The following is a 13,321-nucleotide window of genomic DNA, read 5'->3' as shown; positions in this document are numbered from 1 at the left end:
ATGAATATCGGATCTATGATTCGAGGATTGCTCGGAGACAGTAAACCGGGAGAAGCCAAGTCTTTGGAGCTTAAGGAAGGCCAGGTCGTTCGTGGTGTAGTCCTCAGTGTGTCGGAATCCGGCAAAGAAGCGGTCGTTCAGATCCAAGGCACACCTGTCCGTGCGGAGCTGGAAACTCCGCTGCAGCCTGGACAAACCTTAAATCTGCAGGTTGCCCCTCCGGGTGAGGGCGGGCTGCCCGTATTGAAGCCGGTCTCCCTTGGCGAATCAGCTCTTGCATCATCTCAGAGCATGGGGGAGGCACTGGAATCACTTGGGCTGTCAGATTCCAAGGCAGGACGGGAGATTATTCAGGCCATGCAATCAGGAGGCCTGCCCCTGACCAAAGAGACGGCGGCGAAGCTCGATGCGGTGATGAACGCCAAGCCGCAGGGCGTGCCGACTTCGGAGTGGCTGGAAGCGGCAGTGATCTCAGTGAAACGGGGACTGCCTGTGACAGCGGAGAGCGTGAAGGGGCTGCAGCAGGCTGTGTTTGGTCCGAAACTGCATGAATTGCTGACCAAGCTTGAAACGGAGCTTACGCTCTGGGCACAGCAGGAAAGTGAAGGGGATGGTGGAAAGGCCATAGGTGGTTCGGAGAAGCTTACGGCTCCTTCCAGATCGGCTGCCCCTTCTTCTACCGGCAATACTGGTACTGGTCTCGCTGTGGCAGGCGGAGAGGTTGATGTCGATCCGGCAGCGGCTAAAGCTGCCTTAGCGGCTTCTGCTATGCCGGACGAAGCTGCTGACGGGGCCAAACCAGCTGTGCAGTCTACGGCAGCGCAGGCTGGTGTAGGGAAGGGTGAACAGGCTGCGGCAGCGATGGCCGCGAACACACCCGAAGCCGAAGGTGCTAAGCCTGAAGCCGCAGCCAAGAACGTGGCAGGTACTGCTGCGGCTGTGCCGACAGACAACGAATCTGCCGACGCGGGTGTTCTCCCTAAGGCAGCAAATGCGGCTTCAGGGAGTTCGGCTGAAGGAGCTGACACGCAGAATCCTGCGGCGCGGCTGAAAGAGAGTGGAACAGATCCTGCGGTGGTACGAATCGGTGCAGGATCTGCCGGATCAGAGGGGGAGCCTGCGGCGAATGCGGCAAAGCCGGGGAGCGCAGCTCAGCCGGAGCGTGCGCAAGCTGCTGCAAGCAATGCCAGTGCACCGACAGCGCAGCAGTCCGGCACGGCCCTGCTAACGAAGCTGCAGGGCGTGCTCAGCGAGCTGCGCGGCACACAGCCGCAGCTCGCCGCTTCGCCGCCCGCTAACGTTGCGGGCGGAAGCCCTGCCCCAACGGCAGCTTCTACGCCGGCGGCAGCACCAACGCCAGCGGCAGCGCCAACACCGGCAGCAGCGCCAGCGTCTACGCCAGCACCAGCGCCATTGGCTGCGCCAACGGCGGCAGTGCCAGCGCCTGCGGCTGCGCCGCCGCAGGGCAATGCAGCCCCGCTGACGCAGGCGGGGCAAACCCAGGCTCCCGCGGCGTCAGCGCCGCGCGGGGAGAGCCCGGCTGCTGCGTCAGCGCCGCAGCCGGGGCCCGCTGCCACCCAGGACACGGAGTCCTGGGTGGGGCGGGTGCTGAAGCTGCTCGGTGCGGAGCACGAGCAGCAGGCGGTGCGCGGCGGCTTCGCAGCAGCCGCAGAGGCGCGGCCTGTGCCAGCGGCCGCGGGAACGCGTGAAGCAGCGCTGCCGCTGGCGGCGCTGCAGGGCGGTGCGGCGGCGGGTGAAGACGCCGCCGACACGCTGAAGGGCGTGCTGCTGCAGGTGATGAGCAGCGATGCCCCGCCTGCGGTGAAGGAAGCCGCAGGCCAGCTTGTGCAGCAGCTGACGGGACAGCAGCTGCTGCTCAACACGGACCGTACGGCACCGTTCGCACAGGTGACGCTGTTTCTGCCGCTGCGGGGCGGGGATGGACAGGAAACGGCTTCTGTCCATATTCAGTCGCGGCGTGGCCGCAAGGGTGAACTGGATGCGGCGAACTGCCGGCTTTGGTTCGATTTGGACATGAAGCAGCTGGGACAGACACTGGTTGACGTCCAAGTGGTCGACCGGATCGTAAGCCTCAAGGTGCATAATAATGATCCTTGGGTACTTGAACTGCTGGAGGATCGGCGGGAGGATGTCCAATCCGCAGTAGAGTCAATAGGCTACCAGCTTTTAAGCTTGCGCACAGAGCCCTTGCCGGAGCCCAACTCGCTTGCGGCACCCGGTATGAAGACTGTGTCCAAGCTGGCAGACTATGTTCCTGACTCCTACAAAGGAGTCGATTACCGGATATGAGTGAGCCAAATGAAGTTTCACAGAACCTTAAGAAGGCTGTTGCACTGAAATATACTCCAGGCCAAAGCGAAGCCCCGGTAGTTGTGGCCAAAGGGCAAGGTGCTGTGGCGGATATGATTTTGCAGCGGGCCAAGGAGAACGGGGTTGCTGTTCAGGAGGATGCAGCATTGGTGGAGGTCTTGTCGAAGTTGGACCTCGATCAGCAGATTCCTCCTGAGCTGTATCATTTGGTGGCGGAGATTCTAAGCTATATCTACCAGAGTGACCGTTCTGCAGGAGAGCGGAGGCTCAAGTGAGGGAAAACGGCACAGGCGGGCGGTATAGCCGCAAACAAAAAGGCACAGTAGCTGAACAAGCAGCTGTAATGTATTTGACTTCCCAAGGTTACGATATTATTAAATGCAATTGGCGCTGCCGCAGCGGCGAGATTGACATCATTGCTGAGCTTGAAGGCAGGCTGATCTTCGTGGAAGTACGGAGCCGCAGCGGAAACCCTCAGCAGGGGACCCCCGAAGAATCTGTGAACACCCGCAAAATACGGCAGGTGCGCAATACGGCAGAGGTCTATTTGCATGCCACAGGTCAGGAAGAACGGCAGGTCTCCTTTGATGTGATTTCAGTATTACTGAATGACGATACGAGTATTGCTGCTCTAAGGCATATTCGCGAGGCATTTTAAGCGGTTTTTTGTCGATTTAATGTCCATTTTAGAGCTTATGTCTTGACATTACTTCCGTGTCATGGGTCATTTCTTAAGGGAAATGGGTAAACATTATTGTAACTTTTAATGCTGCCATGAGGAGGGTTGTCCGCATGAGGAATCAACCATTTGATATACAAGTAAGTTTTACATGCCAAGAATGTGAACAGAAGATCGCTGTAGATTTAGGCGGAGAGCCATTATCCGTTGTCTGCTGCAGCCAATGCAACAAAACCTTCACCGTTATGCGGCCAGCCATTGCCGAGGAGATATTGATTGATTGGGAGAATGAGGCGCTTATTCAAAAGATTCGGGCCGAAAAGAGCCAAAGCGACAGCAACAGCCTGTTGTCACTGGTTATTAAAGTGATAGAGCTGCTAACCTGGCGGGATAAGGGCAATGGACAGGTGGAGGCAATTAGAGAAATGCGTAAATGGCTTATTGATCATGAAGAAGTCCCGCCACTCGCTGAATTGATTCAGCTGGATGCAAACCAGCGTTCCAACAAACGGGAATGGCGTAAATAAAATTAAGTTCAGCATAATTGTGAAATCAGAATATACGGAGTTTCCGTGAAAGTTGGGTGTACGCGAATGTCTAAAGTATTTTTTACCTCAGACCACCATTTTGGGCATAAGCTGATTATTGATTTTGAGTCCCGTCCCTTCAGTGGTGTGGAAGAGATGAACCGGACGATGATCGAGAACTGGAATTCCGTGGTGGGGGAAGGGGATATGGTATTTCATCTTGGGGATTTCTCATTTATGAACCTGGAAGCGACGACGGGAATAGTATCTTCACTGAACGGCTACAAGATACTGATTCTCGGCAATCATGACCGCGGGCGAAGCCGCAAATGGTGGCTGGATTCGGGCTTCGACGAGGTTAGTGAATACCCGATGATCTACAAGGATTTCTTCTTTCTTTCACATGAACCGATGTATATGAACAAACATATGCCTTACGTGAATGTGCATGGTCATATTCATGGACAGAAATATGAAGGAAACAATCATTTTAATATTTGTGTGGAGCATTGGGGCTACAAACCGCTCTCTTTTGAGCAAATTAGGGATGCTGTGGTGGTAAATGAAGAGGGTTAATTCATCACCTTTTTAAATGCTCTTTCACATTTGTGCAAATAACTGGAGGATGATCTCCCGTTCAGCTATTGCGCACGGCTGCAGATCATTTGTATACTGGTTATAATATAATCTCGGAAAATGAGGAAGCACCCTTTTTCTTGAAACGACAACGCTTATTTTTGGCGTATTTCAGGAGAAGAGGTGTTTTTTTATGTATGGAAAAATGCACAGCGCCTGCCTGTATGGGATTGAGGGTGTGATGATCGGTGTTGAAATTGATCTGGCCAACGGTTTACCACAGACGAATATCATTGGATTGCCTGATTCTGCTATTCGTGAAGCTGTGGAAAGAGTGCGTGCGGCGGTCAAAAACTGCGGTTATCGTTACCCTCAACAGCGTGTTACGGTCAATTTAGCCCCCGCTGATCTGCGTAAGGAAGGTTCGGCATTCGATCTGGCTATTGCCCTGGGCATTCTGACGACAAGCGGCCAACTGGTGATGCCTGAGGCAGAAAAGCTGCTGCTGATCGGCGAACTTGCGCTCGACGGCAGCCTGCGCCCTGTGACAGGTGTGCTGCCGATGGTAGAAGCAGCGCGTCGCGCCGGATTCCGTGCTGTATTGGTGCCATTGGGCAATGCTGCTGAGGCTGCTTTAATTAGCGGGATTACAGTGTATGCGATAGAGCATTTGGGGCAGCTGCCGCAGCCTGAGCACGAATCGGTAATGAACATGGCGGACATCGCAAGGAGAAGCGAGGTAGAGCAAATAGTAAGCGTGAATACAATGGGTGTTGATGAATCGGGTGGCTCAGTCAAAACTAAATCTTCTCTGCCCATAGGATTGGCTGTTGCTGAAGCTGAAGCTGTGACAAAGGAGGCTGTCCTGCAAAATTCGCTGCCGTTTCCGGTTTCTGTCAGCAGCGGTCTTGCGAACAGCGAGCGTCCTCCGGTCATGGCGCTTACGCTGGATCATCTGAAATATATACCGGCAGTGATATATGAAGGATCTGCCATAACTGAAGACAACGGTATGCTGGAGGATTACAGTGATGTTCTAGGGCAAAATCATGTGAAGCGGGCTTTAACCATTGCGGCGGCGGGGATGCACAATATTATCCTGATGGGGCCACCGGGAACGGGGAAAACGATGCTCATCAAACGGCTTTCTAGTATTCTACCACCGCTGAATGACAGTGAATCTCTGGAGGTGACCAAAATTTTCAGCGCGGCGGGCAAGCTTAAGGATGCCCACAGCGGGCTGCTGCGGGGGCGCCCGTTCCGTTCGCCCCATCATACCATCTCTGCGGCAGGGCTTATTGGCGGTGGAGGGATTCCCAAGCCGGGGGAGGTCAGCTTAGCCCATCGCGGTATTCTCTTTCTGGATGAGCTGCCGGAATTCTCGCGCAATGTACTAGAGGTTCTGAGGCAGCCCTTGGAGGACCGGGTAGTGACGATCAGCCGTGCCCGCGCTGCATTTACCTTTCCAGCCCAATTTTTGCTGGCCTGCTCTATGAATCCTTGCCATTGCGGGTATTTGGGAAGCGGAGGGCTGCAGCAGAGATGCACCTGCAGTCCTGCGAGGATTGCACAATACCGCTCTAAGATTTCCGGACCGCTGCTGGACCGGATTGATATGCAGGTGGATGTTCCCCGTCCGAAGGATTGGGGGGGTGAGGGGCCTTCATTATCCTCGGCAGAGATGCGCGCAGAGGTTCTGAAAGCCCAGGCTATTCAGACAGAGAGATATAAGACTCTGCCGATATCCTGGAACAGCGAACTATCCGGTGCGGCACTGCGCCGTTATGCCAGTTTGGGCAGGGAAGGCACATTGATGCTGCACACCATTCTGGAAAGTCTCGGCTTAAGCATGCGGGCCCATGACCGGATTATTAAGCTGGCCCGGACGATTGCCGATCTGGAGGGATCTGTAGACATTGTCTCTGCACATCTGGCGGAGGCAGTGCAGTACCGCAATCTCGACAGGCAGATCATGACAGAGGACTAGCGATTTATAGTATATAGACTATTACGAATAATGAGATATATTAACGGCAAACAAGCCGCCCATAGCCAATGGACGGCTTGTTCTGTTCTCATTCTGAGAATGATTGGAAGGACGCAGATTCTTTACAGTACGTTTATTTCCACTTCAATGTTACCGCGGGTAGCGCGGGAGTAAGGGCAGGCGCCGTGGGCGGCTTCTGCAAGCTGGGCTGCAGTTTCATGGTCAACGCCTTTAACAAGAACATCAAGCTTCACAGCGATGCCGAAACCTCCGTCTTCAACTTTGCCGAAGCTTACAGTAGCGGTAACTTCGCTGCCTTCAATCTTCACTTTGCCCATCCGGGCCACCATGTTCAACGCGCTGTCAAAACAAGCAGAATATCCGGCAGCGAACAGCTGCTCAGGATTTGTGCCTTCTCCGCCGGCGCCGCCCATTTCGCGGGGAGTGCTGATCGTAAGCGCCAGCTTAGGGTTCTCCGACTCAATAGTTCCGTTTCTTCCGCCTACTGCTTTAACTGTAGTTTCATACATTTTTTGTTGAATAGTCATCATTTTTATCCGCTCCCGTTCATCCGATAATGTATTGTACACAACTTAATTTAACACAATTAAAATAATAGTCAATATATTTTTCGCTATTAATATGATATTACGGATGAATTGTGATAAAATAATGTCATAAAGGCAGGTGAAGAAGAAATGCAAAAGACAACGACAACTCCTGAGCTAATGCTTGATAATCAACTTTGTTTTACCATCTATGCTTGCTCGCGCGAATTTACGAAGCTGTATCAGCCTCACCTGGACAAGATCGGTTTAACGTACTCCCAGTATCTAGTAATGATTGTGCTTTGGGAAAGACAGCAGTGTACGGTTAAAGAACTGGGCGAAGCCCTCTTTTTGGACTCCGGTACCTTAACGCCGCTATTGAAACGGCTGCAGGCAGCAGGCTTAATTCTGCGTGAGCGTTCCTTGCAGGATGAGCGGAAGGTTCTGATTTCCCTGACAGAAAAGGGCTGGGCGCTGCAGGGTGAAGCGGCATGCATCCCGGGGAAAATGGCGGAAGGAACGATGCTCTCGGCAGATGAATTTGTTGCTCTGCTGGGCCAGTTTAAAGACCTTCTGGCTCGTGTACACGAAGCTAACATTAATGCCTCTAAATAGCTCTTGAAAGCTGTGTCAATATAATCGTTCGCATTCCGGCATGAAATCAAGCGAAAATGTGTGTGCAAATAGTGAAAGTTTTTGAGGAAAGCGCTTTTAAAACATGTTACAATATTCTGGGTTTCCTTTTCTGACATATAGCTAAATATAGATGAAAATCTGTATTTCAAAGCTTGTGTCACTGGCAGAAGCCACGCCGTTTCTATTAGATGCGGTTAGGTTTTCTGCTTGTGCCGGAATATGTAGCAATAAACCGGTCTGGACCCGGCTTTGGACAATCAAAACGGAAAGCGGAATGGCTGCAGGCTGCCTGTTTAAGCCACCGCAACACTTTAGGAGGCTTCCGGTATGAATATCCACGAGTATCAGGGAAAAGAAGTACTTAAGAAGTACGGCGTAGCCGTACCGAACGGAAAAGTAGCTTATACAGTGGAGGAAGCAGTAGAAGCTGCAGTATCGCTGGGTACACCGGTAGTGGTGGTAAAAGCGCAGATTCATGCAGGCGGACGCGGAAAAGCCGGCGGTGTGAAGGTAGCGAAGTCGCTTGAAGAAGTCCGGTCTTATGCCGGAGAGATTCTTGGCAAGACACTGGTGACCCATCAAACCGGTCCTGAAGGCAAGGTTGTAAAGCGGCTGCTGATTGAAGAAGGCTGCCAGATTGTGAAAGAATATTACATTGGAATCGTGGTGGACCGTGGCTCCGGCCGGGTGGTCATGATGGCTTCTGAAGAAGGCGGCACGGAAATTGAGGAGGTAGCGGCCACTCATCCGGAAAAGATATTCAAGGAAATCATTGATCCTGCAGTAGGCTTGCAGACTTTCCAGGCCCGCAAACTGGCGTACAGCATTGCTATTCCGACAGAACTGGTGAATAAGGCTGTCAAGTTCATGCAAGCGCTATATTTGGCTTTTGTGGATAAGGATTGCTCTATTGCGGAGATTAATCCGCTGGTCGTTACAGCTGACGGGAATGTAATGGCTCTGGATGCCAAACTTAATTTTGACTCTAACGCATTGTTTCGGCATAAGGATATTCTGGAGCTGCGGGACCTTGATGAAGAGGACGAGAAGGAAATTGAAGCCTCGAAATACGATCTCAGCTATATTGCCCTTGACGGCAACATTGGCTGTATGGTCAACGGCGCGGGACTTGCGATGGCTACAATGGATATCATTAAATATTACGGCGGCGAACCGGCCAATTTCCTGGATGTAGGGGGCGGTGCGACGACCGAGAAGGTTACCGAAGCTTTTAAAATCATTTTGTCCGATGATAAAGTGAATGGGATCTTCGTCAATATATTCGGTGGAATTATGCGCTGCGATGTTATCGCCACGGGTGTGGTGGAAGCGGCCCGGCAGCTTGGTCTGACCAAACCGCTCGTCGTGCGTCTTGAGGGAACCAATGTGGCACTGGGCAAGCAGATTCTTGCCGGTTCCGGACTAAATATCGTTGCTGCCGACTCCATGGCGGACGGTGCCCGGAAGATTGTTGCTCTTGTGTAATCGCAGCTGGGCCTTTGGGCACCAGTGCTCGTATTCGACAAACTAAGTAGGGATGTGACCTAAAACATGAGCATTCTTGTAGATAAAAATACGAAAGTCATCACGCAGGGCATAACAGGTTCGACGGGCTTGTTCCATACCAAGGGAGCGCTGGATTACGGCACGCAAATGGTGGGCGGGGTTACACCGGGCAAAGGCGGCACGACGGTGAATATCACGCTGGAGAACGGCAGTGAGGTCAGCCTTCCGGTATTTGATACGGTGATAGCAGCCAAGGCAGCGACCGGGGCAACTGCGAGTGTAATCTATGTGCCACCGGCGTTTGCTGCCGATTCCATTATGGAAGCAGTGGATGCAGGACTGGAACTGGTCATTTGCATTACTGAAGGCATCCCGGTACTGGATATGGTGAAAGTATCGCGTTACATGGAAGGTCGTTCTACGGTTCTGATTGGTCCGAACTGTCCGGGTGTGATTACACCGGGAGAGTGTAAAATCGGCATTATGCCGGGCTACATCCATACTCCTGGGTACGTAGGGGTTGTCTCACGCAGTGGAACTTTGACCTATGAGGCGGTGCATCAGCTTACTGAGCGCGGCATTGGCCAGTCTTCGGCAGTAGGGATTGGCGGAGACCCGGTTAAGGGCTCGGAGTTTATTGATATTCTCAAGCTGTTTAATGAGGATCCGGGAACCAAGGCGGTCATTATGATCGGAGAAATCGGCGGTACGGCAGAGGAAGAAGCTGCTGTATGGATCAAGGAAAATATGACCAAACCGGTAGTTGGTTTTATCGGCGGGGTTACCGCACCTCCCGGCAAACGAATGGGCCATGCAGGTGCGATTATTTCCGGAGGCAAGGGGACGGCCAGCGAAAAAATTGCCGTGCTGGAATCCTGCGGTATTAAGGTGGCCCCTACTCCGGCAGAAATGGGCTCTACGCTTGTAAGTGTGCTGGAAGAGCGCGGCATTCTGAGCGCCTTTACTGGAAGCTAAGTTTCTACTATTATATTTATCAGCATACGTATGTTCTTTAGCAGGGCATCGTGTATAATATGTTCAAAGGTAAGCAACCTTTTGTTCCTGTTCATGGGGATAAAAGGTTGCTTTTTTTGCGTTCAAGTCTGCTGCCGTATAGACGTTTAAGGAACTGTAACTTGCATTTCTGACACAGGTATCACAAAATAGGGAAGGCTGACCTTCCTCACGAGGGAGATGTACGTATGGATTCGCGATATTTGTTGTTTGGATTAAATGAAGTGGAAGGCATCGGCTGGAAGAGTATCGACAAAATTTGTCGAGCGGGTATGTTAACGGATGTGGCTTTTACCTGTGGTGCCGGTGATTGGGAACGTGTGGGAATCAGCGGGAAAATGTCGCAGCGTCTCGAAGCTGTATATACTTCCGAGTGGATACACCGTCGTCACATTCTAATGAAAGAAAGCGGAGTAGAAATGGTAACTCTGCTCGACGAGGAGTATCCCGGGCTTCTGAAAGAGACGCCGCAGCCGCCGTGGGTGCTCTACTATCGAGGCAGCCTGCCCCTGGCCTCCCGCCCGGCGATTGCCATGGTTGGTACCCGTGTGCCTACGGCTTATGGCCGTAAGGTAGGGGAGACGCTGTCAGAGCAGCTGAGCGGCGCAGGTCTTACTGTGGTCAGCGGACTGGCCCGGGGGATCGACAGTGTATGCCATGAAGCGGCCCTGCGTGGATGCGGGAGTACGATTGCGGTGGTCGCGACAGGACTGGATAAGGTCTATCCCTTAGAAAACCGGGAACTGGAACATCAAATCGCTCAGGACGGACTTGTAATTAGCGAATATCCAATAGGCACTAAAAGCCACCCAGGCTTGTTTCCACAGCGCAACCGGATTATTGCCGGCCTTGCCCTTGGGACGGTGGTTGTAGAGGCGGACAGCCGCAGTGGCTCACTAATTACTGCCGATGCAGCCCTTGAGGCTGGTAGAGATGTTTTTGCCGTACCGGGTCCAGTGACTTCACCCAAAAGCAGGGGTGCGAACGACCTGATCAAACAAGGGGCAAAATTAGTGACCGGCGCTCACGACATCGTGGAGGAATACATATCCTATCTGCCTGTAAAGCCGGTGGAACAGAGAGAGAAAGAGCTCTTTAACCCGGAAAACGGAGACAAGCAGGCAGAAAAGAAATTGACAAGTGAGGAGTCTCACCTATACCATATACTGCATCAAGGCCCATTTACGTTGGATGAGCTGTTGGGTAGAACGAAATGGGATTTTGGACATTTGCATTCAGTTCTGTTATCTTTAATCATAAAAAAAGCGGTAACACAATTACCGGGTGCAATTTATAAGGTAATTTAATATAGAAGAGATTGTGTTAAGCGTATGCTTTCGGATTCAGATATGCCCGAAGCAGTTCTAGGAAGCTTATGCTTACAAAACTTTTAGGAGGAACAACCTATGGCGGATGCATTAGTTATCGTCGAATCGCCTGCAAAAGCGAAGACCATCGGCAAATATTTAGGCAGTAAATATATCGTAAAGGCCTCAATGGGACATATCAGAGATTTGCCAAAGAGCCAGATTGGCGTAGAAGTAGAGAATGATTTCAGTCCCAAATATATCACGATCCGCGGTAAGGGTTCCATATTGAAGGAACTCAAAGACGCCAGCAAAAAAGTGAAAAAAGTCTATCTGGCGGCTGACCCGGATCGTGAAGGTGAAGCCATTGCCTGGCATCTGGCGCATGCGCTGGATTTGGATAATACCGAGGAGTGCCGTGTTGTTTTTAATGAAATCACCAAACAAGCAGTCAAGGATGCTTTTAAGACACCCCGCAAAATCAACATGGATCTTGTGAATGCACAGCAGGCCCGGCGGATTCTTGACCGCCTTGTCGGTTACAAGATTAGCCCGCTATTATGGAAGAAAGTCAAAAAAGGCCTGTCCGCCGGACGGGTTCAATCGGTTGCAGTCAAGATCATTATGGACCGGGAGAATGAAATTTCCGCTTTCGTCCCTACTGAATATTGGAGCATCACCGCAAAGCTCGGCATTCGTGACTCCAGTTTTGAAGCGAAGTTTCATAAGCTGAACGGAGTGAAAAAAGAGCTGGGCCAGGAAAGCGATGTTCAGGAAGTTCTGGAAGCTATCAAGAATGCCGCTTTCAAAGTAAATGAAGTGAAAGAGAAGGAGAGGCAGCGCCACCCTTCTGCACCGTTTACGACAAGTTCGCTGCAGCAGGAAGCTGCGCGTAAACTGGGTTTTCGTGCAGCCAAGACTATGTCTGTGGCACAGCAGCTCTATGAAGGTGTGGAGCTGGGCAAAGAAGGCACCGTCGGTTTAATTACCTACATGCGTACTGACTCCACCCGGCTGTCCACAACGGCACAGGATGAAGCCAAGGAACTGATTGGGACAAAATACGGTGAGAAGTTTATACCGGAGTCGCCTCGCCAGTATTCCAAAAAAGCTGCAGGTTCGCAGGACGCGCATGAAGCGATCCGCCCTACATCAGCATTTCGCGAGCCGGAAACCGTCAAAGAATATATGAGCCGCGATCAATTCCGCTTGTATAAGCTGATCTGGGAGCGTTTTGTATCCAGTCAAATGGCTTCCGCGCTCTTGGATACGCTCTCCGTGGATATCGCCGCAGGCGATGCAATCTTCAGAGCCGTAGGCTCGAAGGTTTCATTCCCGGGCTTTATGAAGGTTTATGTAGAAGGTAATGATGATGGAACAACAGATGAAGAGAAGTTTCTGCCTCCGCTCAAAGCTGGAGATGATCTGATTAAACAGGACATTGAGCCCAAACAGCATTTCACGCAGCCTCCACCGCGTTATACAGAAGCACGTCTTGTAAAGACGCTGGAAGAGCTGGGTATTGGGCGTCCAAGTACCTATGCACCAACGCTGGAAACGATCCAGAAGCGTGGTTATGTGGCTATCGAAGAGAAGAAATTTATGCCTACTGAGCTTGGTGAGCTGATTATAGAGCAGATGGAGGAATTTTTCCCCGAAATTCTTGATGTGGAATTTACAGCACACATGGAGGGGGATCTTGACCATGTAGAAGAAGGCGCAGAGGATTGGGTGAAGGTACTGGCCCAGTTTTACGAGTCTTTCGAGAAGCGGCTAATCTTCGCGGAAGAAGAAATGAAAGAGATCGAGATTGAAGATGAGGTCTCTGACGAGCTCTGCGAGAAATGCGGTAAAGCGATGGTTTACAAGCTGGGGCGTTTCGGGAAATTTCTGGCATGCTCAGGATTTCCGGATTGCCGCAATACCAAGCCGATCGTGAAGGATATCGGAGTAAACTGTCCGAAATGTCATGAAGGCAAGGTTGTTGAGCGGCGCAGTAAAAAGGGACGCGTCTTCTACGGCTGCGATCAGTATCCAGGCTGTGATTTTGTTTCCTGGGATAGACCTTCCATTAAACCATGCCCTGTATGCAACTCCTGGATGGTTGAGAAGCGCAACAAGCAAGGGACCAAGCTGCAATGCACCTCGTGCGATCATACAGAGGCCGTGTTGGACAACGAAGAATTAGCAGAATAATAGTCGCTACAGGA

The 13,321-nt window shown here is 51.7% G+C and carries 12 protein-coding genes; 11 read left to right on the top strand and 1 reads right to left on the bottom strand.

Annotated features, from left to right (window positions below; translation table 11 throughout):
* From NST07_RS20225 to NST07_RS20200, 6 genes are all read left to right on the top strand, one after another.
* On the top strand, positions 1 to 2,310 hold the full coding sequence (locus NST07_RS20225; RefSeq protein WP_342479998.1) for a DNA ligase: 2,310 nt from the start codon (positions 1 to 3) through the stop codon (positions 2,308 to 2,310).
* Entirely contained in the window at positions 2,307 to 2,606 is a 300-nt protein-coding gene (locus NST07_RS20220; RefSeq protein ID WP_038593587.1) for an EscU/YscU/HrcU family type III secretion system export apparatus switch protein, read from the top strand. Before NST07_RS20225 ends, NST07_RS20220 begins: the two co-directional genes overlap by 4 nt.
* On the top strand, positions 2,603 to 2,989 hold the full coding sequence (locus NST07_RS20215; RefSeq protein WP_342479997.1) for a YraN family protein: 387 nt from the start codon (positions 2,603 to 2,605) through the stop codon (positions 2,987 to 2,989). The genes NST07_RS20220 and NST07_RS20215 overlap by 4 nt, the downstream gene beginning before the upstream one ends.
* Before the next feature lie 134 nt (positions 2,990 to 3,123).
* The gene (locus NST07_RS20210) at positions 3,124 to 3,537 is read left to right on the top strand and encodes a hypothetical protein (RefSeq protein WP_341094088.1); all 414 of its coding nucleotides are present in this window, start codon (positions 3,124 to 3,126) and stop codon (positions 3,535 to 3,537) included.
* 66 nt (positions 3,538 to 3,603) lie between these two features.
* On the top strand, positions 3,604 to 4,113 hold the full coding sequence (locus tag NST07_RS20205) for a phosphoesterase (RefSeq protein WP_342479996.1): 510 nt from the start codon (positions 3,604 to 3,606) through the stop codon (positions 4,111 to 4,113).
* 193 nt (positions 4,114 to 4,306) lie between these two features.
* Positions 4,307 to 6,100: a YifB family Mg chelatase-like AAA ATPase gene (locus tag NST07_RS20200; protein ID WP_342479995.1), complete on the top strand. Its 1,794-nt coding sequence runs from the start codon at positions 4,307 to 4,309 to the stop codon at positions 6,098 to 6,100.
* Between the two features lie 122 nt (positions 6,101 to 6,222).
* Here the strand turns inward: NST07_RS20200 and NST07_RS20195 are convergent, their stop codons facing one another.
* Positions 6,223 to 6,651, bottom strand: coding sequence for an organic hydroperoxide resistance protein (locus NST07_RS20195; protein ID WP_341094006.1), 429 nt, complete (start codon positions 6,649 to 6,651; stop codon positions 6,223 to 6,225).
* A gap of 147 nt (positions 6,652 to 6,798) precedes the next feature.
* Between NST07_RS20195 and NST07_RS20190 the strand changes: the two genes are divergently transcribed.
* The 5 genes from NST07_RS20190 to topA all read left to right on the top strand — a co-directional run bounded on the left by NST07_RS20190 (position 6,799) and on the right by topA (position 13,307).
* Positions 6,799 to 7,263 (top strand): MarR family transcriptional regulator, encoded by a 465-nt coding sequence (locus NST07_RS20190; protein ID WP_038593568.1) that lies wholly within the window; start codon positions 6,799 to 6,801, stop codon positions 7,261 to 7,263.
* Positions 7,264 to 7,611: 348 nt separating this feature from the next.
* A complete protein-coding gene (sucC, locus tag NST07_RS20185) occupies positions 7,612 to 8,769 on the top strand; it encodes an ADP-forming succinate--CoA ligase subunit beta (protein WP_341094005.1) in 1,158 nt (385 codons plus the stop codon).
* 66 nt (positions 8,770 to 8,835) lie between these two features.
* Positions 8,836 to 9,765 (top strand): succinate--CoA ligase subunit alpha, encoded by a 930-nt coding sequence (gene sucD / locus NST07_RS20180; protein ID WP_038593560.1) that lies wholly within the window; start codon positions 8,836 to 8,838, stop codon positions 9,763 to 9,765.
* 227 nt (positions 9,766 to 9,992) lie between these two features.
* Entirely contained in the window at positions 9,993 to 11,111 is a 1,119-nt protein-coding gene (gene dprA, locus NST07_RS20175) for a DNA-processing protein DprA (protein WP_341094004.1), read from the top strand.
* A gap of 99 nt (positions 11,112 to 11,210) precedes the next feature.
* Positions 11,211 to 13,307: a type I DNA topoisomerase gene (topA, locus tag NST07_RS20170; RefSeq protein WP_341094003.1), complete on the top strand. Its 2,097-nt coding sequence runs from the start codon at positions 11,211 to 11,213 to the stop codon at positions 13,305 to 13,307.
* Positions 13,308 to 13,321 lie beyond the last annotated feature (14 nt).

This window comes from Paenibacillus sp. FSL L8-0340, from assembly GCF_038593145.1.
In the GTDB taxonomy this organism is placed as follows: Bacteria; Bacillota; Bacilli; order Paenibacillales; family Paenibacillaceae; genus Paenibacillus_AQ.
Note: the sequence above shows the minus strand (reverse complement) of the source record. Positions and strands in the feature narration are given on the sequence as shown.

Bases quoted from the DNA above. Each gene is read 5' to 3' on its own strand.
- sucD (WP_038593560.1), top strand. From the start codon at position 8,836: ATGAGCATTCTTGTAGATAAAAATACGAAAGTCATCACGCAGGGCATA.
- sucC (WP_341094005.1), top strand. From the start codon at position 7,612: ATGAATATCCACGAGTATCAGGGAAAAGAAGTACTTAAGAAGTACGGC.
- NST07_RS20225 (WP_342479998.1), top strand. From the start codon at position 1: ATGAATATCGGATCTATGATTCGAGGATTGCTCGGAGACAGTAAACCG.
- topA (WP_341094003.1), top strand. From the start codon at position 11,211: ATGGCGGATGCATTAGTTATCGTCGAATCGCCTGCAAAAGCGAAGACC.
- NST07_RS20195 (WP_341094006.1), bottom strand. From the start codon at position 6,651: ATGATGACTATTCAACAAAAAATGTATGAAACTACAGTTAAAGCAGTA.
- NST07_RS20200 (WP_342479995.1), top strand. From the start codon at position 4,307: ATGTATGGAAAAATGCACAGCGCCTGCCTGTATGGGATTGAGGGTGTG.
- dprA (WP_341094004.1), top strand. From the start codon at position 9,993: ATGGATTCGCGATATTTGTTGTTTGGATTAAATGAAGTGGAAGGCATC.
- NST07_RS20220 (WP_038593587.1), top strand. From the start codon at position 2,307: ATGAGTGAGCCAAATGAAGTTTCACAGAACCTTAAGAAGGCTGTTGCA.
- NST07_RS20205 (WP_342479996.1), top strand. From the start codon at position 3,604: ATGTCTAAAGTATTTTTTACCTCAGACCACCATTTTGGGCATAAGCTG.
- NST07_RS20190 (WP_038593568.1), top strand. From the start codon at position 6,799: ATGCAAAAGACAACGACAACTCCTGAGCTAATGCTTGATAATCAACTT.
- NST07_RS20210 (WP_341094088.1), top strand. From the start codon at position 3,124: ATGAGGAATCAACCATTTGATATACAAGTAAGTTTTACATGCCAAGAA.